Source organism: Streptomyces sp. NPDC044003 (genome assembly GCF_056435185.1).
Window position 1 is genome coordinate 678,654 of the sequence record NZ_JBWKFA010000002.1, and the last position, 19,973, is coordinate 698,626.

Sequence of the window (19,973 nt, forward strand, 5' to 3'; positions counted from 1 at the left end):
CGGCCCACAGGATTTTCCGAATGAGCAGGAGGCAAGCCGTGAGCGCGACCGCGGACCACGCGGAGGAGCGGACCAACCCGGCAGCGAGGCTGGGGTTCGAGCCCGGACAGGTGGTCCAGGAGATCGGCTACGACGACGACGTCGACCAGGATCTCCGTGAAGGCATCGAGTCCGTCATCGGACAGGACCTCGTGGACGAGGACTACGACGACGTCGCCGACGTCGTCGTGCTGTGGTTCCGTGACGAGGACGGCGATCTCACCGACGCCCTGGTGGACGCCATCGGTCTTCTGGAGGACGGCGGCAATATCTGGCTGCTGACCCCGAAGACCGGCCGCGACGGCTACATCGAGCCGTCCGACATCCAGGATGCCGCGCAGACAGCGGGTCTCTCCCAGACCAAGAGCATCAGCGTCGCCAAGGACTGGTCGGGCACCCGTCTGGCCGCCCCCAAGCGCTGATCACCACGCTGCGAGAAGCCCCCGCCGGTCCGCCGGCGGGGGCTTTCGTGCGCAGGCCGTAGGGTGGGAGCCACCCGGGTTCACCGATACGGCCCAAAGCCCCGGGACCCGTCGAAAGGGACGCGTACGCGATGGCGATCGAGGTCGGCACCAAGGCCCCGGAGTTCGAGCTCAAGGACAACCACGGCCGGACCGTGCGGCTCTCCGGCTTCCGCGGCGAGAAGAACGTGGTGCTGCTCTTCTACCCCTTCGCCTTCACCGGCGTCTGCACCGGTGAACTGCGCGAGCTCCGCGACAACCTCCCGGCGTTCGTCAACGACGACACCCAGCTCCTCGCCGTCTCCAACGACTCCATCCACACCCTCCGCGTCTTCGGCGACCAGGAGGAGCTGGAGTTCCCGCTGCTCTCCGACTTCTGGCCGCACGGCGAGGCCTCCCGGGCCTACGGCGTCTTCGACGAGGAGAAGGGCTGCGCGGTCCGCGGCACCTTCGTCATCGACAAGGAGGGCGTCGTCCGCTGGACGGTCGTGAACGCCCTGCCGGACGCCCGCGACGCCGCCGAATACATCGAGGCCCTCAAGGCGCTCTGAGCGCCCCGGGGCCCGCCGGGACCCGACACCCACGGATTCACCGGGCGAATCGACTGTTTCGACCGGGAACCCGTCACTAGGATCCAGACGTTGATCCGATGCCAACGCACGACTGGGGGCGCTGCCCCTGGAAACCTATGGAGGGACTCGTGGGAGTCAGCCTCAGCAAGGGCGGCAACGTCTCGCTGACCAAGGAGGCCCCTGGCCTCACCGCCGTGACCGTCGGTCTGGGCTGGGACGTCCGCACCACCACCGGTACGGACTTCGACCTCGACGCCAGCGCCATCCTGGTGAGCGAGGAGGGCAAGGTCCGCAACGACCAGGACTTCGTCTTCTTCAACAACCTGAAGAGCGCCGACGGCTCGGTCGAGCACACCGGTGACAACCTCACCGGCGAGGGCGAGGGCGACGACGAGCAGGTCAAGGTCAGCCTGGCCACCGTGCCGGCCGACGTGGCCAAGATCGTCTTCCCGGTCTCGATCTACGACGCCGAGAACCGCCAGCAGTCCTTCGGCCAGGTGCGCAACGCGTTCATCCGCGTCGTGAACCAGGCCGGCGGCGCCGAGATCGCCCGGTACGACCTCTCCGAGGACGCATCGACCGAGACCGCGATGGTCTTCGGCGAGCTGTACCGCCACGGTGCCGAGTGGAAGTTCCGCGCCGTCGGCCAGGGCTACGCCTCGGGTCTGCGCGGCATCGCGCAGGACTTCGGCGTCAACGTCTGAGCCGAGCACCGTACGAACCGTCCGGCGCCGCACCTCACGTGCGGCGCCGGACGTGCCTCATCACCACCGGGGAGGAACCGAATCATGGGCGTCACGCTCGCCAAGGGAGGCAATGTCTCCCTCTCCAAGGCCGCACCCAACCTCACCCAGGTCCTCGTGGGGCTCGGCTGGGACGCGCGCTCCACCACCGGAGCCCCCTTCGACCTCGACGCCAGCGCGCTGCTGTGCCAGGCCGGCCGGGTGCTCGGGGACGAGTACTTCGTCTTCTACAACCAGCTCCGCAGCCCCGAGGGCTCCGTCGAACACACCGGCGACAACCTCACCGGCGAGGGTGACGGGGACGACGAGTCCCTCATCGTGGATCTCACCAAGGTGCCGGCCCACTGCGACAAGATCGTCTTTCCGGTGTCGATCCACGACGCCGACAACCGCGGCCAGAGCTTCGGCCAGGTCAGCAATGCGTTCATCCGCGTCGTGAACCAGCTGGACGGCCAGGAACTCGCCCGGTACGACCTCTCGGAGGACGCCTCCACGGAGACCGCGATGATCTTCGGTGAGCTCTACCGGTACAACGGCGAATGGAAGTTCAGGGCGGTGGGACAGGGGTACGCGTCCGGGCTCCGGGGCATCGCTCTAGACTTCGGGGTCAACGTTTCGTAAAGCCATGTAATTTCACGATGGGGTAGACAGTGATTCTGAAAACCTTCGGCTGGTCGTTCGCGATCACTGTGATCGGCCTGGCCGTGGCGGTCATCTACGGGGGGTGGGAGGCGTTCGGGATCGTCGCGATCCTCTGCGTCCTCGAGATCTCCCTGTCGTTCGACAACGCGGTGGTCAACGCCGGAATCCTGAAGAAGATGAATGCCTTCTGGCAGAAGATCTTCCTCACGATCGGCGTCATCATCGCCGTCTTCGGCATGCGCCTCGTCTTCCCCGTCGTGATCGTCGCGATCAGCGCGAAGATCGGCCCCATCGAAGCCGTCGATCTCGCACTGAACGACGCCGACCGGTACCAGGAGCTGGTGACCGACGCGCACCCGTCGATCGCCGCCTTCGGTGGCATGTTCCTGCTGATGATCTTCCTCGACTTCATCTTCGAGGAGCGTGACATCCAGTGGCTGCGCTGGATCGAGCGCCCGCTGGCCAAGCTCGGCAAGGTCGACATGCTGTCGGTCTGCATCGCGCTCGTCGTCCTGCTCATCACCTCGATGACCTTCGCGACCCACGCCCACCAGCACGGCGGCGCGCACGTCGACAAGGCGCAGACGGTTCTGATCTCCGGCATCGCCGGCCTCATCACGTACCTCGTCGTCGGCGGTCTCTCCGGCTACTTCGAGAACAAGCTGGAGGAGGAGGAAGAGGCCGAGCAGGAGGCCGAGGAAGAGGCCAAGCGCACGGGCAAGAAGGTCTCCGTGGTCCAGCTCGCCGGCAAGGCCGCCTTCTTCATGTTCCTCTACCTGGAGGTCCTCGACGCCTCCTTCTCCTTCGACGGTGTCATCGGCGCCTTCGCCATCACCAACGACATCGTCCTGATGGCGCTCGGCCTCGGCGTCGGCGCCATGTACGTCCGTTCGCTGACGGTCTACCTGGTCCGCCAGGGCACCCTCGACGACTACGTCTACCTGGAGCACGGCGCCCACTACGCGATCGGCGCCCTGGCCGTGGTCCTCATGATCACCATCCAGTACGAGATCCCCGAGATCGTCACCGGCGGCATCGGCGTCGCGCTCATCGGCTGGTCCTTCTGGTCCTCCGTCCGCCGCAACCAGCGGCTCGCGGCGGCCGAGGGCGGCTCGGGCTCCTCGGGCGACAAGACCGAGGTGTCGTCCGGGGTGTGACACCCCCGGCAGCGAGGAATGCTTCCCTGCGGGGCGGCCGGTGCATCCGGCCGCCCCGCAGGCATGTGCGCGGTGCTGACGACCGCGGTGTTGACGACCAGTGGGGGGTGAAGGCGACATGGCCTTCTGGGACAACCTGTTTCCGGGCAGGGCGGCGCAGTTCGACTCGGGCAGCGCCGCATCGAACTCGATCGACCTGACGAAACGGCGCCCGACCGTCTCGCTCACCCAGCAGGGCGCCGCCACCGGCAACCTGCGGGTGAACCTCTCCTGGCGGATGCGGACCTCCGACATCGAGGGCCGCTCGCGCCAAAGCGGACGGCTGTTGCGGAACCCCGCCCAGTTCTTCAAGCCCGAGGTCGTCCAGGCCCACACCCAGGGCATGGTCAACGTCGACCTCGACCTGGGCTGTCTCTACGAGCTCACCGACGGCAGCAAGGGGGTCGTGCAGCCGCTCGGCGGCTTCTTCGGCGACCTCAACGCCGCCCCGTACGTGAAGCTGAGCGGCGACGACCGCTTCGGGGGCTCCTCCGGGGAGACGATCTTCGTCAACCTGGACCACCGGGACGAGATCAAGCGGCTGCTGTTCTTCGTGTACATCTACGACCAGACGCCGGCCTTCGACCGTACGCACGCCAAGGTCACGCTCTACCCGAGCAACGGCCCCCGGATCGAGATCGAGCTCGACGAGCGCGCCCCGCAGGCCCGCTCCTGCGCCGTCTTCTCCATGGAGAACGTCAAGGGCCAGCTGACCGTCCGCCGCGAAGTGCGGTTCGTGTACGGCTTCCAGGCCGAACTGGACCGGCTGTACGGCTGGGGACTCCAGTGGGGGCGCGGCTACAAGACCAAGGCGTAGCCGTTGCCCCCGTCCTGCTTACGACCGGACGAACTGGGGTCCCATCGGCGGCATGCGGAACTCCGGTGCCGGGTTCTGCTCGGGGGCGGTCACCGGCTGGGGGTAGCCGTACGCGGGGGCCGGGGCGTTCTCCTGCTGCTGGGGGTAGCCGTAGGAGGGCGCCCGGTCAGGCATGGGCGGCACCGTCGGCTGCGGCGGTACGGGGGTGTGGACCACGGTCCGATCGAGATCGGGGTCGTGCGCGCCGGCGGGGCCCCAGGGGGCCTGAGCGGCGCCCTGAGCGGCGTCCTGCCCGCCTCCCTGTCCGCCTTCCTGCCCGCCTCCCTGTCCGCCTTCCTGTGCGGCTGCCTGTGCGGCTTCCTGTGCGGCGTCCTCGTCGACCGAGATGCCGAAGTCCGTGGCGAGGCCCACCAGACCCGTCGGATAGCCCTGGCCCACCGCGCGGAACTTCCAGGCGTCCCCGCGCCGGTACAGCTCGCCGCAGATGACCGCCGTCTCCTCGCCGGTCTCCGCCGTCACGTCGAACAGCGCCAGCGGCTCGTGCTCCGCCCCGCCCACCGCGTCGTACAGCAGGATCCGCAGGTCGGAGACGGAGCGGAAGGTGCCGCCGTCGGAGGAGGCCGCGATCACCACCCGGTCGACCGAGACGTCGAGCGCGGCCAGATCGGCCTCCACGGTGTCCGTCAGACCCTCGGCGACCCGCTTCTTCGGCAGCCGCCGCACCAGGCCCGAGGGGTGGCGCGGCTGGTTGTAGAAGACGAAGTCCTCGTCGGACCGCACACGCCCCGACGGCCCCAGGAGCAGGGCCGAAGCGTCCACGTCGGGGACCCCGGGGCCCGGGGTCCAGCAGAGCACGGCCCGTACGGCCGCGGTGTCGAGAGGGACGTTGGAGCCCTTCAGCATCGCGTGCGTCATGACGGCAATCCTGCCCTCCCGCCCGACCCGCGGACAACGCGGGGGCGCCACCGATAACGGGACAGGGTGACGGATGCTGACGAGTTACCTGAATTTCATGCAGGGAGGGAACTAAGGACACCCGTACCTACGTACTATTACCGGCCACATGTCATCAGGGCCCGGAGGGGCAGGCGGGGGATTTACATGCGTCATTTCGGGCACATCCCGTCCGCGGTGCGGACCGGGCTGTTCCACCGCGAGCCGGCCGAGTTCACCGCCGACTCGCCCGCCCGCACGCTCGCCGTGGCCCTGGGCGCCACGCTCTACAGCCCGGCCACCCGGCCCCGGCTCGCCGACGCCGTACGCAAACAGGCCGGTCGCGGAGTGGTCTCCATGGTCCTCTGCCTGGAGGACTCCATCAGCGACGCCGAGGTCGAGGCGGGCGAGGCCAACCTCGTCCGGCACTTCGCCGACCTCGCCGCGGACCCCACCACCAGGCCGCGATACCCCGCGGACCCCGCAGGGACGCGACCTTCCGCAGACCCCGCAGGGACGCGACCTTCCGAAGACCCCGCCGCCGGGACCGTGACGGACGCCGACACCGCCACGGACCTCCCCCTGCTCTTCATCCGGGTCCGCGAACCGCACCAGATCACCGACCTCGTCGACCGCCTCGGCGCCTCGGTCCGCCTGCTGTCCGGATTCGTACTGCCCAAGTTCACCGAGACCCGCGGCCACGCCTTCCTCGAAGCGCTCACCCAGGCCGAGCGGACGAGCGGCAGGCGCCTCTTCGCCATGCCCGTCCTCGAGTCCCCCGAGCTCCTCCACCTGGAGACCCGGGCCGAGACCCTCGCCGGGATCGCCTCGATCACCGACAAGTACCGCGACCGCGTCCTCGCCCTCCGCCTCGGCGTCACCGACTTCTGCTCCGCCTACGGGCTGCGCCGCTCGCCCGACATGACGGCCTACGACATCAAGATCGTCGCGAACGTCATCGCCGACGTCGTCAACGTCCTCGGCCGCTCCGACGGCACCGGCTTCACCGTTACCGGACCCGTCTGGGAGTACTTCCGCCCCGGCGAGCGCATGTTCAAGCCACAGCTGCGCCGCAGCCCCTTCCTCGAAGGCCGCGCCGAGGACCTGCGCACCGCCCTCATCGAGCACGACCTCGACGGCCTGCTCCGCGAGATCGAACTCGACCGGGCCAACGGCCTGCTCGGCAAGACCTGCATCCACCCCACCCACGTGGTGCCGGTGCACGCCCTCTCGGTCGTCAGCCACGAGGAGTGGAGCGACGCCCGGGACATCCTGCGGCCCGAGCGGGACGGCGGCGGAGTCCTCCGCTCCGCCTACACGAACAAGATGAACGAAGTGAAGCCGCATCGCGCGTGGGCCGAGCGCACCCTCCTGCGCGCCGAGGTCTTCGGCGTCGCCAAGGAGGACGTCGGCTTCGTGGATCTGCTCACCGCCGGCCTGGCCGGCTGACGAAGGGACGTCGACGACGTGGTGTGGACCGGAACGTGGGTCGCGGAGCGACTGGGCGTCGAACTGATCGGCGACGAGGAGCTGCCGGCCCTGTTGGGCCTCGCACTGCGTCGCAACCCCAAGCGCGCGCACCTGCTGGTCTCCAGCGTCCTCGGCAAGCACGTGCCGCAGCGCCCCTCCGTCGTGTACGGCTCCGGCCTCGCACTCGGCCGGCGCGTGCGCGAGCTCCTCGGCGACGAGGAGGCCGCCCGGTCCGTCGTCCTCGGGTACGCGGAGACGGCCACCGCCCTCGGGCACGCCGTCGCCGACGGCCTCGGCCTCGCCCCGTACCTCCACTCCACCCGCCGTCCGGTGGCCGGCGTCGCCCGCGCGGGCGGCTTCGAGGAGTCCCACTCCCACGCCACCTCGCACCTCCTGCTCCCCGAGGACCCGAAGCTCCTCGCCGGCGACGGCCCGCTCGTCCTCGTCGACGACGAGTTCTCCACCGGCAACACGGTCCTCAACACCATCCGCGACCTCCACGAGAGCTACCCGCGCGGGCGGTACGTGGTGGTGGCCCTCGTCGACATGCGCTCGGCCGCCGACCTCGGCCGCCTGGACGCCTTCGCGACGGAGATCGGCGCCCGCGTCGACCTGATAGCCGGCGCAGCGGGCACGGTCCGCCTCCCGGCCGGGGTCCTGGAGAAGGGCCAGGCACTGGTGGCGGAACACGAAGGCACCGCCGCCGTGCCGCACCCCCGCGCGCCGCGGGAGGCACCCGTACGGGTGGAACTCGGCTGGCCCGAGGAGCTTCCCGACGGCGGACGGCACGGCTTCACGACCGAACACCGGGAACGCCTGGAGGCGGCCCTGCCGGGGATGGCGGGCGCGATCGCCGAGGCATTGCGACGCCACCCGGGCGCGGGGGAACGGGCCCACGGCACCACAGAGCCCCCGGCCACTCCAGGGCAGGCCCAGGAGACCGAACGAAGGCCCGCCGCCCTGGCCGGGGAGGTCTTGGGGGCCCCGGTGGCAGGGGAGGTCCTGGAGGCCTCGATGACCCAGGAGGCGCAGGAGGCGCAGGAGGCCCTGGTGACCCGGGAGGTCCAGGAGGTCCTGGAGGCCCCGGTGGCCCAGGAGGCCCGGGTGGCCCCGGTGACCCGGGTGGCCCCGGTGACCCGGGAGGCCCCGGTGACCCGGGAGGCCCCGGTGACCCGGGAGGCCCCGGTGACCTGGGAGGTCCAGGAGGCCCCGGTGGCCCTGGTGACCCGGCAGGCCCAGGAGGACCCGGTGGCCCAGGACGCCCCCGCCGCGCCCCCCGCAGGGCCCCGCGTCCTCGTCCTCGGCTTCGAGGAGCTGATGTACGCGCCGCTGCGCCTCGGCACCGCCCTGGAGGAGACCGGCCACGACGTCCGCTACTCCACCACCACCCGCTCGCCCGTCCTCGCCGTCGACGACCCCGGCTACGCGATACGCACCCGGCTCGTCTTCCCCGCCCACGACGCGCCCGCCGACGGACCCGGCGAGCGCTACGCCTACAACGTCGTGGGCGCGGGCTTCGACGCCGTCGTCCTCGTCGTCGACTCCGCCGCCGACACCCCGGCCCTGCACGCCCCGGACGGTCTGCTCGCGCAGCTCGCCGCGCACATCCCGCGCGTCGTGCTCGCGGTGATCCCGTCCTACACACCGTCCTCCACACCCACGGTCCGCGTCACCGAAGCCACCGAAGCTCCCGAAAGGAGCTCCATGCTGCCCGAGCCCCTCCGCGGCCCCGCCTTCTCCTCGTACGCCCCCGAAGAGGTCGGCTGGCTGCTCCAGGACCTCTCGGACGTCGAACTCGAAGCCCCCACCGAGGAGCGCGAGGAGGCCATCCAGAGCGGCGGCGCCCACTACGCCGAGTCGCTCCCTGTCGAGTACCAGCCCAGCGAGCGCTACCAGAACCTCTTCCACGCGGCCCTGGAGAGCTCCGCCGCCCGCATGGCCCGCGCGGTCGGCACGGTCACCGAGACCGTCCTCGCCGAGCGGTCCACGCGACCCGTCCTGGTGTCCCTGGCCCGGGCCGGCACCCCCGTCGGCGTCCTCATGCGCCGCTGGGCGAAGGCCCGCCACGGCCTCGACCTCCCGCACTACGCCGTCTCCATCGTGCGCGGCCGCGGCATCGACGCCAACGCGCTGCGCTGGCTCGCCGCCCACCACGACCCGGCCGACGTCGTGTTCGTCGACGGCTGGACGGGGAAGGGAGCCATCACCCGCGAACTCGCCGAAGCCGTCAAGGAGTTCGACGGCTTCGACCCGGAGATCGCGGTCCTCGCCGACCCCGGCTCCTGCGTCCGCACCTACGGCACCCGCGAGGACTTCCTCATCCCCTCCGCGTGCCTCAACTCCACGGTCTCCGGCCTGATATCGCGTACGGTCCTCCGCTCCGACCTGGTCGGACCGGACGACTTCCACGGCGCCAAGTTCTACCGGGAGCTGGCCGAGGTCGATGTGTCCGTGGCCTTCCTGGACGCCGTCGCCGCCCGCTTCGACGAGGTCGCCGCGACCGTCGACACGGACGTCAAGGAGCTCCTGGCCGCCGACCGCACCCCCACCTGGGAGGGCTGGGCGGCCGTCGAGCGGATCAGCGAGGAGTACGGCATCCACGACGTCAACCTGGTCAAGCCGGGCGTGGGCGAGACCACGCGCGTGCTGCTGCGCCGCGTCCCCTGGAAGATCCTCGCCAAGCGGGGCGCCGACGCGGACCTCGCGCACGTCCGACTGCTCGCCGAGCAGCGCGGGGTGCCGGTCGAGGAGGTCGACGAACTCCCGTACAGCTGCGTGGGACTGATCCACCCTCAGTACACGAGAGGCGCGACAGGCGCCGACGGCAAGGCGGTGGTGTCCCAGTGAGCAGCCCCACCAGCGTGAAGACCCTGGTCGCGAGCGACCTCGACCGCACCCTCATCTACTCGACCGCGGCCCTCGCCCTCGGCATGCCGGACGCCCAGGCGCCCCGGCTGCTCTGCGTCGAGGTCCACGAGTCCAAGCCGCTCTCGTACATGACCGAGGACGCGGCGGACCTCCTGGCGCGACTGACCGGCGAAGCCGTCTTCGTCCCCACCACGACGCGGACGCGCAAGCAGTACCAGCGCATCCAACTCCCCGGCACCGCACCGAAGTACGCGATCTGCGCCAACGGCGGGCACATCCTCGTCGACGGCGTCTCCGACCGCGACTGGCACGAGTCCGTCGTCCGCAGGCTCGCCGAGGAATGCGCGCCGCTCTCCGAGATCCGCGCCTACCTCACCGCCACCACGGACCTGTCCTGGGTACGCAAGCACCGGGTGGCCGAGGACCTCTTCGCCTACCTGGTCGTCGAGCGGGAGCGGCTCCCCGAGGACTGGCTGGACCGCTTCGGCACCTGGGCGGGGGACCGCGGCTGGACCGTCTCGCTCCAGGGCCGCAAGGTGTACGCCGTACCGAAGCCGCTCACCAAGAGCGCGGCGGTCCGCGAGGTCGCCCGCCGCACCGGCGCCACGCTCACCCTGGCGGCGGGGGACTCGCTCCTCGACGCCGACCTGCTGCTCGCCGCGGACCGGGCCTGGCGCCCGGGCCACGGAGAACTGGCCGACAGCGACTGGACGGCCCCCCACCTCGACGTCCTCGCGGAGCGCGGGGTCGCGGCGGGGGAGGAGATCCTCCGCCGCTTCAGGGCGGCGGCAGCGGTCTAGGCCCTAGCCGCAGCAGCCCCCACCGCAGCAACCGCCACCGCCGCCACCGCCGCCACCGCCCTGAGCGGGGGCGGCGGAGGAGCTTCCGCCGACGGCGACGGCGGAGAGCAGCTTCACGGTGTCGTCGTGCCCGGCGGGGCAGGCGGCGGGAGCGGAGGACTCGGCCATGGGACGGCTGAGCTCGAAGGTGTCGCCGCAGGTGCGGCAGCGGTATTCGTAACGAGGCATGGGACCAGGCTAACGGCGGGGTCTGCCGGGCATCAGTGCGCGGCTCCCCGCTCCTCCCGGATCAGGCCGACGACGCGGGCGGCCGAGGCGCGGACGGCCTCCAGCTCGGTCAGGAAGTGCCAGTAGTCGGGGTGGCGGCCCTCAAGCCCGTCGACCGCGCGGTCGAGGCGGGAGACGGCGTCGTCGAGGGGCCGGGCGTGGCGCGGGTCGGGCGTGTTCCGCCCGGCCATGGCGAGCCGCTGGGCGTCCCGTACGGCGAACCGGGTGCGGTCGATCTCCGCCTTCGGGTCCTTCGCGACGGCGTCCAGGCGGCGCAGCCGCTCCCCGGCGGCCGAGACGGCCTCGTCGGTGGAGTCGAGCAGCGCGCGGACGGTGGAGAGCAGAGAGGTGGCGTCGGGCCAGCGCTGCTCGGCCCGCGCCTTCCCGGCCTCGGCGAGCCGCTCCTCGGCCTGCCGGAGGGTCACGACGGCCTGCTCGGGCACGTGCTGGAGGTCCTGCCAACAGGCCGCCGAGTACCGCCGGCGCAGCTCGGAGAGGACGGGCTCGACGCCCCCGGCGCGGGTGGTGAGCGCCTCCGTGCGGGTACGGAGCGACACCAGCCGCTTGTCGATCTCGGCGGCCCGCTCGGGCAGCCGCTCGGCCTCGGCGCGTACGGCCTCGGCGTCCCGCAGCACCCGGTCGGCACGCTGCAGGGTCTCGGTGACGCCGTGCCGGCCCGCGCCCTCGTTGAGGCGGGTCAGCTCGGGCCCGAGCGCGGCGAGCCGCGCGGCGAGGTCATCGGCGCGCAGCCCACCCTCGCGTACGACATCCAGGGCACCGCTCGCACCCCGCAGCGCCTGCCGGGCGCGCTCGACGGCGGGGGCGAGGCGGGCGAGCTGGGTCTCGGCGCGCCCGAGGAGCGGGGCGAGGCCCTCCTCGAACCGGTCCAACTCGCCCTTGACGCGGTCGAGCTCCTCCTTGGCACGGGTGAGTTCGGCACGGGCGCGCGACGCACTGCCCGCATCCAACTCGTCCCGATCAAGGTCATGAGCATCGACGGCATCGATGTACAGATGGCTGACCTCGTCGATCCGCCGCCCGAGCGCCTCGAACCCGTCGACGGCGCGACGCGCCTCGGGGGAGCTGTCGACGGCGGTGATCGTCTCGATGGAGATGCGGAGCCCGCGCTGGGCGGTGTCGAGCTCGTAGAAGGCGGCAGCGGCGGCGTCCTTGGCGGCCTGGGCCTCGGCCCGCTGCCCCTCCCCGCGCCCGCCGAACCAGCGGCGGGTCCCGCCGCCGGCGAAGGCCTGCGGCAGCAGCGCGCCCACGAGCAGGGGAAGCGCGAAAGCCAACCGGAACGCGGAGGTATGCCTGGGCGCCGAAGTACCCCTCACGTCACTCGCCGCCACGTACTTCTCCCCGTGCTGTGTCCGCCGTGCCCGGTCCGGTTCATTCTCCCACCCGGTAAGGACGAACACACGGCCCGGTCAGTTCACTGTGCGGACGGTGACATCCCCGTCGTCGCTGCGCAGGTTCACGACATGCCCGCTGCCACCACGGAGGGGCACATCGACACGGACGTCACCGTCGTCGCTGGCGCCGGTCGCCTCGTACTCGGCCTTCGGCACGGCAACGTCGACGTCACCGTCCTTGGTGGCGACGTCGACGTCGCGGGGGACGGCGGCGAGGGTGATCCGTACGTCCCCGTCGTCGGACCGGACGGCGACGGAGGGCGAGCTGACGGAGTCCTCGACGCTCACGTCCCCGTCCTGACTCCCGAGATCGAGAGCCCCACTGGCCTTGCGCACCCGTACGTCCCCGTCGTCGGCCCGCACCGTGAGAGGCGTGGTGAAGCCCTCGACGCTCACGTCCCCGTTGCCGCCCTCGACGGTGACGGCGACCCCGCGGGGCACCTGGATCCGGTGCACGGCCGAACAGCTCGCCGCCATGGCATCACAGTCCACCCGCAACGTGAGCCGCCCGTCCACCAGCTCCCAGCTCGCCTCGGGCCCGGACCCCATCACCACCCACCCGTCGACCTGCCGCTCCACCCGCACGCCGTCGACGTCGGCGGGCGTGATCACCAGATCGGAGTCGTCCGAGTCGACGGTGAGCGCGTCCCCGTCGAACGCGAACGCCCTCCGCTCCACCGGCGCCCCCTCGGCATCGGCGACCGCCCCACACCCGGCGAGCGCGAGCACGGCGACCCCGGAAGCGAGCAGCACACGGAACGGGCGACCTACGGCCATGACGATCCTTCCCCCAGAGAGACACGACGACCCCCCGACGCTACGACGCCACTACCCCAGGTCACGATCAGGCGACCCACCGTCCCAGGGGTGGGGCTACCCCCCGCCGGACCATCCATTTGCAGCACCCACCCCCGGGCCATGTAGGCTGTTGCCTCTTCCACGGGTGCGTAGCTCAGGGGTAGAGCGCTGCTCTTACAAAGCAGATGTCGGCGGTTCGAAACCGTCCGCGCCCACCAGGGAAAAGGCCCCCAGTCGATCATGACTGGGGGCCTTTGACATCTACATCTGACATCAACGCCCATGGTCACCTGTACTAGCGGGCTGCGATTCCGTCGAAGGGGGAACGGTGGAGGACGTTTTCGACACGACCGGCAGACCGCCGAAGGGCTGGATGCACGCCATCTTCCACGGTGGCCCGTACGGGGAGGATGCGGGTCGCTGCATCCCCGGTCCTCCCGCGCCGGAAATCCTTGCGGTGCGGCTGGCCGAGGGTGGCGTCCACACGTACCGCCTGTGGACGGTGGGCTCGTGGTCCGATCCGGAAGACCCCATAGCCGTCTACAACCCTGACGGCCCCCCCGTACCGCCGCCTCTCCTGACTGGCCAGGAGAAAGGGTGGCTCCGGGATAGGCATCAGAAGGAGGGACTCGGTCCGCTCAAGCTTGTCGCGCTGGCCGCCAGCGGACGGCTGGTCCGTGACCCCGGCGCCCCCACCATCGAGGCGATGCTTGCCGAGCTGCGGCGCAGAGAGCACCTGCTGCTCCAGCGAATGACCGACCACGATGAGGGCGACTGGTACATCCAAGTCCTGCTCGACGAGGACGACACTTACGAGGTGGTTCACCAAGCGGGCACGGCCGCCGAGCGTCACCGGACGCGGTCAGCTTCCCAGGCGGAGGTCCGTGATGCCGTCCTCCGCTGGGCAGCCGATCAGCCGAGCGGCACGTGAAGGAGCTGGAGGGAACAGCCGTAGCTGAGGGGACAAGTCGGGCGACATTGAACGCATTTCCAACGCGCACATCGTGGTCGGCTGGTTCGCGCCGGCGGAGAGGGAAGAAGGCATGTCCAAGGTCTTCGCGATCCGCCCCCTGGAGGGTCACGGATCCACGTGCGCAGCCACGAGGCCGCCAGTTGGTCGTTCAGCCGTGACCCGGCATCGTCAGCCGAGGATGACCCGGGACGAAGCGATCAACCTCGTGAGCCGCCTGATGAACGGAGAGCTGTCTGACGAGGAGTGGACTGAGACCGTGGACGTCCTCCGTCAAGGCTTGAGCTGCCCACACATCAGCGACTACATCTACTGGCCCTCCACCCCCGAGCCGACAGCAGAGCAGATCGTCGACAGAGCCCTGTCTCACAAGCCGATCGCTCTCTGAAGTCCCAGGCACCACGGCGCGATAAGACTTTCTCTACTTCATCAAGGCACCCGCCGCGCACGGCGCGGCGCGTGCGGCCCGTCACCCGGGCCTGCGCTCCTGTCTGCGCCCCGCTCCAGCCCGGCCGCCAGCCCGCACGCCTGACGGCTCGGGTTGATGGGTGACGAACCCCGGAGCGGCCGAGGCGGTACGCGAGTGCGGCTCAAGGCGATGCTTCCGGCGGGGGCGCTCAGGCTCCGGGATGGAGGAGGCTCCGTGGGCGGGTGCCGGCCGGTGGGGTGTGATGGTGGGGGGCTCCCGTCCCGTCTGCCGTCGACCCAGGCAGAGCCGAGCAGACACGGCACCGGGCGTCCAGGTCGTTCGTACAGTGGCGCGCTCCACCTGGACGCCCGGCACCGCGCCTGCTCCACGGTGTGTGGGTCGACGGCAGACGGGACGGGAGCAGGACGCACTATGGCGGCGGCCGTCCCACAGCCGTCCGCAACCCCATGGGCCAATGTGAAACGTTCCGCCCCCAGCCCTTGCTGAATCGTCATAAAAGGGACACGTTCGCAGCCTGCACCTCCTTCAGAACCCGAACCGTTTCGGATCAATGGGGCCACCGCTACTTCAGCCGGCGGCGCCTGACGATCGGCTCCACTCAGCTGAACCGGCGACGTGCTCCTCCACAGGTTGGTCTAGCTGCTGCTGCCGACGTCGCTGCTCATTCCGGAAAACTTCAACCCTCTCAACGAGGCGGGCAAGGGCTTCCGGCCGCGTCAAGCCGGAATAGTCGCCGATTCCCAACGTCATCGCATTAACCTCCTGCTCGATCAAATCAGCCGTTTGCTGGAGGTAAAAACTGCGCTCTCGGAACTTGAAGTACCCCATAAATCCAGCAGCCAGCCCCACGGAGAAGCTCAGACCTACCGTGAGCCACCTATCGAGCGTCATCTCCCCCGACTGCAGTGCGGCCACAGTGGTAGTAGAAAGGGAACCGATGATAATTACCGACTGGAGACGATTATGAACCTTCCTATATTTGTCGCTTTCGTCTTGGTACTGGGAGATGTGAGCTGCAATATCGGCCCTGTAGAGACTCTGACTCAACTCGCTGGAAACGGCATTGCCTGCCTCGGTCCACCGTAGATCATCACGGATTCTTTCGAGCGTCGCCTCAGCCTCTTCGAGGCCAGGCAACCCGCGGCGGCGAGTCCAAACATTGATACCCAAGGCAGCGGTACCAGAAATCACAGCGAGAACGCCACAAATCAGATCTACTTTCTCAACTACTTCGTTACCCCAAGCCGCCGCGGAAGCCAGCGATGCAACCAACACAGCAGTTGCCAAAACTACCGAAAAGACCCAAAACCATCTTTTTGCCCTACGGCGCATGATCAGCATCGTCTCTGCTTCGGCAGCCTGCCGCTTGAGAGATCTAGCCAGCTGCCTTCCGGCGCCGCTCTGCTCCCCTGACATGCACCCTCCCCGATCTTTCCTGCGTCAATGTAGCCAATGTAACGCCTTCGATCAGTGCGGAATGCTGGGTTCCATTTTTGATGCCGCGAGCTTGGTCTGCCTTGCCGTGAGCAGACGCAGCTCGTTCGCGGTAACAGGAAGCCTCGACCTCAGGAGGCTCTGCCGGCTTGCGTGCTGAGCCAAACCCCTGCCATGACCTGGTCTCCCGTCTAGACTGTGCCCCTTGACAGAGGCTTGCCGCAGCTGGGCGAGTCGGCCCAACTACTCGCCATCACAGCTGGAGGTCCGGACGATGTACACGGCAGAGATCAGCCGCAGCAACCCAGCCTGTCTAATTTTCCTGGTCGACCGATCCACATCTATGGCAGAGCTAATTGGCGGAGAAATGCCGCAGCCAAAATCCGAGGTAGTCGCCGACTCCATCAACCGTCTCCTTTTCGAGCTTACGGTTAAATGCGCCAAGGAAAGTGGCGTTCGGGACTATTTCCAGGTGGCAGTTATTGGCTACGGAGGAACTGTAGAGTCCGCGTTCAGCGGGAAGCTTGCGGATCGCGACCTTGTCCCTCTATCGCAAATCGCAGACAACCCTGCGAGGGTGGACCAGCGGATCAGAAAGGTGCCTGACGGTGCCGGAGGCCTCGTGGACTCGGCGTTCAGTTTTCCTGTTTGGCTGGAGCCAGCCGCAGCCGGAGGAACTCCTATGAACATGGCACTGCGATATGCGAAGAGCCTGGTAGAAAATTGGGTAGCAGAGCACCCTGGCAGCTTCCCCCCGATTGTACTAAACCTCACTGATGGGCAATCAACTGATGGCGACCCTGCAGAAGCCGGCGCCGAAATCTGCAAGTTGACTACCGCAGACGGCGCGGCGCTTCTTTTTAACCTGCATGTGTCTGAATCAGGGGGACACCCAATGACATTTCCTCACTCTGAGACTGCGCTGCCTGACGATTATTCCCGTCTTCTTTTTTCGATGTCGAGTCGGCTCCCGAGCCACATGCGTTCCTATGCAAATTCTCTAGGGCATCGAGTGACCGACGAAACTCGCGGATTTGTCTACAACGCGGACATCAGCGCAATCGTGCAATTTCTCGACATCGGCACCCGAACCTCCGATCTCCGGTGACAAAATTCGTGATCTCACGAACAGTCATCATCCCCAAAAGGGGTAGCACCGCAGATGAGTGTGAGGACTCTGCCTATTGCGTGAGCGGGCCGTCTAACGAACGTGAGGGTCCTCAAACCGTCGTAGCAGTAGTCTCTGACGGAGCCTCTGAAAGCATTCATGCCCGAACCTGGTCCCATATCATCACTAAGGAGACCGCGAACAGAGTCTATGCCGTACCAGAATCCATCGGGGGTCCCGGGGATAGTTTCCGAAAGTGCGTTTCCCAGCTTCAAAACAGCTGGGAGTCATGGCTCGCTGCCTACATTAAGCTTCGCTCTAATTCGTCCCGCCCTCTTCGCTGGTACGAAGAAGCAAAGATCGCTCAGGGCTCATTCGCTACTTTCTTGGCGGTACATTTCGAGAAGAGCAACAACTCGCCAACGTTGGCTGGCTCCTGGCACGCTGCAGCCTTAGGGGACTCCTGCCTGTTGCACATCCGCGGACATACCCTCATGTCGCATTTTCCAGTCGAATCGTCCAAAGATTTCGATATAACGCCAAAACTTCTAGGTAGCAAGACCGACATCGAGCGGGTTTGTCACCACACCAAATTCACGCAGGGGAACTTTAGACGCGGTGACGACTTCCTCCTAATGACAGACTCCCTGGCCGCCTGGTTCCTCGACGTAACCGAAAGGGGAAACATTGGCGAGATGTCGGCGATTTTGGATAGCATCAGGCAAGCGGACACAGCAGACGGAGGCAACGGGATAGAGGGTTGGCTCACGAATCTTATCGCACGCGGGGATCTCAGGAACGACGATATTACTCTCATGCACATCCGCATCACGGGTAACGAATGAGAAATCCGCGAGAAACTGTGGTCAATAAGCTTCCCAGTGGGGCTCAATACGTCACGGCGCTACAGAATCCACAAATTTGCTTTGCCCGTTCGGCGCTGAAAAGCGCGCGTCCGGTCAGGGATGCTATGGGGATGCCGAAGCCTATTTCGGGAAACTCGGCAATTGTACTTTCGCTTGTCGGTACCGATGGGCAGCGTACGGCAGTGAAATGCTTCACGCGTCCAGTGAGTGATCGGGTAAATAGGTATCGTGAAGTAACTGAACACCTTGACAAGATTGACAAGTCAATCCTTTCGCAGCCTTGGAAGATTGACTTCGAATACATTCCTGACGGCATACTTGTGGAGGGGCATCGATACCCAATTCTCGTAATGGAGTGGGTCGAGGGGAAAAGCCTTACGGAGTGGCTGGACGAGCACCACGAAGACCAAGCTGCTGTAGCCGCGTTGGCTTGCAAATTTTTCGACCTAATAGAGGATCTACGCAAGCTTGGGATTGCCCACGGGGATCTGCAGCATGGAAATCTTCTGGTCACCGACGACCTTACTCTACGGTTGGTGGACTATGATGGCATGTTCGTTCCTTCGCTCAGTGGGCAGAAGAGTAACGAGGTCGGACACCGAAACTACCAATCACCGAACCGGTCTATCGAAGATTTCGATCTCAGCGTAGACAATTTCTCTTCATGGGTAATCTACGTTTCACTTGTTGCTATCGCGGCAGACGCTTCGATATGGACACAACTTCACGAGCCCGACGGCGATTACCTGATTCTGACGGAGGACGACTTCGAAAATCCGGAAGGATCTGCACATTTCCCAGGACTAGTCCGTCATAGGAACCTGGAAATTAGCGAAGCCATGAAATGGCTCGAAGTGCTTTGTGGACTACCACTAAATGAGGTTCCGGCGCTAGATGACAGACTCTCTCGCGCCGGCAAGAAGCACGATGAATCGAGAGCCAGTGACGGGCAGTGTTCGACTGACGCAAAAAGCGGTATCCCGGAATGGCTCAATGAGCACATGCCCACACGTGTCATTCAGGAAATCAGCCCGGTCGTGCGATTTGAAGAATGGCGCCTGGAGGAAGGAGTCTTGGCGCTACTTGGCTTTCTCTCTGTCACCCTCTCGCTGGGAGCGGCAGTGTTCCTCGCGTCAGGTATCAGCGCTGCCCTTATAATCTTTCTCCTGCTTTCGGTTACGTTCTTCGTGGGGTCCTCGCGCATGCACTATAAGCGGGCCGAAATTACAGCTATGCGAAATGAGCAGAGGAGTTTGGAACAGCTACTTAGCTACGCGCAGGAGGCAGCTTCTAAGTATCTTTCCGCTTCAAAGGAACGCTCTAGTATCCTCGCTGAGCAGGAACGCATGGTCGAGGTGCACGCTGAAAGAAATCAGGAGTTGACTCATCAACTCCACTCAAGTCTAGCTCGAATCGAGTCGTGGAGAAATGCTGCTGCAGAAGCAGTCTATAGTGACTTGAAGTCGGTAAAAGGCGATTTGCAGAGCGCTCTAGGCAGTGCATTGATGCCTCTCCAGCAACCTTGGATAGAAGCACAGCTGCCTACCTATTTGATCGCGGATGCACGCCTTAGTGTCATAACTTTGAAGGATAAGGCTGCACTCGCAAGAGCGGGTATCCTCAGTGCGGCAGATATCGCCGGGGTCAATCAAACGAAGAGCGGATCGAATGTTCGGATCTTGACTAGTGATGGCCGGTCGGTCAAGATTCCAGGGATTGGCCCCGGTAAGGCTTCTGCTTTGAGAAAGTGGAGGCTGCGATGCGAGAGTGAGGCTCGCTCAGCGTGCTCGATTGAACTGCCAGGGGATGAAGAAAAACGAATCAGATGCAAGTTCAATGATCGCTTCTCGGGAATAGCTAAACGGGAAGTCGCGATTAACGATGAAGCTGAACGCAAGCGGGAAGATGTCCGCCGCAAAACGATCACCGCACGCACGGAAATGGCCGATCTCCAGCAGGGTGAAATCGCGGAATTCCACGCCCGGTTGGCGGCGCTTGATGTTGAAATCGCAGGCTTCCGTTCTATGGCGAACGAAGCTAGCGAAGTTAAGCGGTCGCAGATTATGTTGACGAACAAGGTGCGCTGTCTGTCCTACGCCCGGTACCTCGTTTTCATCTTTCTGCGACGCTAAATATCGCATCCAGTA

The 19,973-nt window shown here is 66.6% G+C and carries 18 protein-coding genes and 1 tRNA gene; 14 read left to right on the plus strand and 5 right to left on the minus strand.

Annotated elements, in window-relative coordinates; genetic code table 11:
• The first annotated feature begins 38 nt into the window (after positions 1-38).
• From AC07AW_RS09630 to AC07AW_RS09655, 6 genes are all read left to right on the plus strand, one after another.
• The gene (locus AC07AW_RS09630; RefSeq protein WP_093876287.1) at positions 39-461 is read left to right on the plus strand and encodes a DUF3052 domain-containing protein; all 423 of its coding nucleotides are present in this window, start codon (positions 39-41) and stop codon (positions 459-461) included.
• Between the two features lie 131 nt (positions 462-592).
• A complete protein-coding gene (locus tag AC07AW_RS09635) occupies positions 593-1,051 on the plus strand; it encodes a peroxiredoxin (protein ID WP_478814883.1) in 459 nt (152 codons plus the stop codon).
• Positions 1,052-1,200: 149 nt separating this feature from the next.
• Positions 1,201-1,776: a TerD family protein gene (locus AC07AW_RS09640; protein WP_026058190.1), complete on the plus strand. Its 576-nt coding sequence runs from the start codon at positions 1,201-1,203 to the stop codon at positions 1,774-1,776.
• Between the two features lie 84 nt (positions 1,777-1,860).
• Positions 1,861-2,436, plus strand: coding sequence for a TerD family protein (locus AC07AW_RS09645; protein WP_041129058.1), 576 nt, complete (start codon positions 1,861-1,863; stop codon positions 2,434-2,436).
• Between the two features lie 29 nt (positions 2,437-2,465).
• Complete coding sequence (locus tag AC07AW_RS09650) at positions 2,466-3,614, plus strand: DUF475 domain-containing protein (protein ID WP_478814884.1); 1,149 nt, start codon at positions 2,466-2,468, stop codon at positions 3,612-3,614.
• A gap of 118 nt (positions 3,615-3,732) precedes the next feature.
• Entirely contained in the window at positions 3,733-4,470 is a 738-nt protein-coding gene (locus tag AC07AW_RS09655) for a TerD family protein (RefSeq protein WP_478814885.1), read from the plus strand.
• A gap of 18 nt (positions 4,471-4,488) precedes the next feature.
• Here the strand turns inward: AC07AW_RS09655 and AC07AW_RS09660 are convergent, their stop codons facing one another.
• Positions 4,489-5,394 (minus strand): TerD family protein, encoded by a 906-nt coding sequence (locus AC07AW_RS09660; RefSeq protein ID WP_478815322.1) that lies wholly within the window; start codon positions 5,392-5,394, stop codon positions 4,489-4,491.
• A gap of 177 nt (positions 5,395-5,571) precedes the next feature.
• On the opposite strand from AC07AW_RS09660, the gene AC07AW_RS09665 reads away from it, so the two are divergent.
• Genes AC07AW_RS09665 through AC07AW_RS09675 form a run of 3 tightly spaced genes read left to right on the plus strand, consistent with a single transcriptional unit; the run spans position 5,572 to position 10,541 of the window.
• Positions 5,572-6,852, plus strand: coding sequence for an HpcH/HpaI aldolase/citrate lyase family protein (locus AC07AW_RS09665; protein WP_478814886.1), 1,281 nt, complete (start codon positions 5,572-5,574; stop codon positions 6,850-6,852).
• Positions 6,853-6,870: 18 nt separating this feature from the next.
• A complete protein-coding gene (locus AC07AW_RS09670; RefSeq protein WP_478814887.1) occupies positions 6,871-9,720 on the plus strand; it encodes a phosphoribosyltransferase in 2,850 nt (949 codons plus the stop codon).
• Positions 9,721-9,734: 14 nt separating this feature from the next.
• Positions 9,735-10,541 carry an HAD family hydrolase gene (locus AC07AW_RS09675; RefSeq protein WP_478815323.1) on the plus strand — a complete coding sequence of 269 codons (807 nt, stop codon included), beginning with the start codon at positions 9,735-9,737 and terminating at the stop codon, positions 10,539-10,541.
• Positions 10,542-10,544: 3 nt separating this feature from the next.
• Here AC07AW_RS09675 and AC07AW_RS09680 read toward each other — a convergent pair whose 3' ends face one another.
• From AC07AW_RS09680 to AC07AW_RS09690, 3 genes are all read right to left on the minus strand, one after another.
• Entirely contained in the window at positions 10,545-10,769 is a 225-nt protein-coding gene (locus AC07AW_RS09680; RefSeq protein ID WP_478814888.1) for an FmdB family zinc ribbon protein, read from the minus strand.
• Between the two features lie 32 nt (positions 10,770-10,801).
• On the minus strand, positions 10,802-12,100 hold the full coding sequence (locus AC07AW_RS09685; protein WP_478814889.1) for a hypothetical protein: 1,299 nt from the start codon (positions 12,098-12,100) through the stop codon (positions 10,802-10,804).
• Positions 12,101-12,235: 135 nt separating this feature from the next.
• The gene (locus AC07AW_RS09690; protein ID WP_478814890.1) at positions 12,236-12,997 is read right to left on the minus strand and encodes a DUF4097 family beta strand repeat-containing protein; all 762 of its coding nucleotides are present in this window, start codon (positions 12,995-12,997) and stop codon (positions 12,236-12,238) included.
• Positions 12,998-13,161: 164 nt separating this feature from the next.
• On the opposite strand from AC07AW_RS09690, the gene AC07AW_RS09695 reads away from it, so the two are divergent.
• Positions 13,162-13,236: transfer RNA gene (locus tag AC07AW_RS09695), tRNA-Val, on the plus strand.
• Positions 13,237-13,346: 110 nt separating this feature from the next.
• Positions 13,347-13,949 carry a hypothetical protein gene (locus AC07AW_RS09700; protein ID WP_478814891.1) on the plus strand — a complete coding sequence of 201 codons (603 nt, stop codon included), beginning with the start codon at positions 13,347-13,349 and terminating at the stop codon, positions 13,947-13,949.
• A 1,036-nt stretch (positions 13,950-14,985) separates the two neighbouring features.
• On the opposite strand, the gene AC07AW_RS09705 is transcribed toward AC07AW_RS09700, so the two are convergent.
• Positions 14,986-15,759, minus strand: a complete 774-nt coding sequence (locus AC07AW_RS09705; RefSeq protein ID WP_478814892.1) for a DUF4231 domain-containing protein — start codon at positions 15,757-15,759, stop codon at positions 14,986-14,988.
• A 367-nt stretch (positions 15,760-16,126) separates the two neighbouring features.
• Between AC07AW_RS09705 and AC07AW_RS09710 the strand changes: the two genes are divergently transcribed.
• The 3 genes from AC07AW_RS09710 to AC07AW_RS09720 all read left to right on the plus strand — a co-directional run bounded on the left by AC07AW_RS09710 (position 16,127) and on the right by AC07AW_RS09720 (position 19,958).
• The gene (locus AC07AW_RS09710) at positions 16,127-16,960 is read left to right on the plus strand and encodes a vWA domain-containing protein (RefSeq protein ID WP_478814893.1); all 834 of its coding nucleotides are present in this window, start codon (positions 16,127-16,129) and stop codon (positions 16,958-16,960) included.
• Between the two features lie 386 nt (positions 16,961-17,346).
• Positions 17,347-17,805, plus strand: coding sequence for a hypothetical protein (locus AC07AW_RS09715; RefSeq protein ID WP_478814894.1), 459 nt, complete (start codon positions 17,347-17,349; stop codon positions 17,803-17,805).
• A 17-nt stretch (positions 17,806-17,822) separates the two neighbouring features.
• Complete coding sequence (locus tag AC07AW_RS09720) at positions 17,823-19,958, plus strand: AarF/UbiB family protein (RefSeq protein WP_478814895.1); 2,136 nt, start codon at positions 17,823-17,825, stop codon at positions 19,956-19,958.
• Positions 19,959-19,973 lie beyond the last annotated feature (15 nt).

Bases quoted from the DNA above. Each gene is read 5' to 3' on its own strand.
- AC07AW_RS09635 (WP_478814883.1), top strand. From the start codon at position 593: ATGGCGATCGAGGTCGGCACCAAGGCCCCGGAGTTCGAGCTCAAGGAC.
- AC07AW_RS09645 (WP_041129058.1), top strand. From the start codon at position 1,861: ATGGGCGTCACGCTCGCCAAGGGAGGCAATGTCTCCCTCTCCAAGGCC.
- AC07AW_RS09655 (WP_478814885.1), top strand. From the start codon at position 3,733: ATGGCCTTCTGGGACAACCTGTTTCCGGGCAGGGCGGCGCAGTTCGAC.
- AC07AW_RS09665 (WP_478814886.1), top strand. From the start codon at position 5,572: ATGCGTCATTTCGGGCACATCCCGTCCGCGGTGCGGACCGGGCTGTTC.
- AC07AW_RS09680 (WP_478814888.1), bottom strand. From the start codon at position 10,769: ATGCCTCGTTACGAATACCGCTGCCGCACCTGCGGCGACACCTTCGAG.
- AC07AW_RS09690 (WP_478814890.1), bottom strand. From the start codon at position 12,997: ATGGCCGTAGGTCGCCCGTTCCGTGTGCTGCTCGCTTCCGGGGTCGCC.
- AC07AW_RS09705 (WP_478814892.1), bottom strand. From the start codon at position 15,759: ATGCTGATCATGCGCCGTAGGGCAAAAAGATGGTTTTGGGTCTTTTCG.
- AC07AW_RS09710 (WP_478814893.1), top strand. From the start codon at position 16,127: ATGTACACGGCAGAGATCAGCCGCAGCAACCCAGCCTGTCTAATTTTC.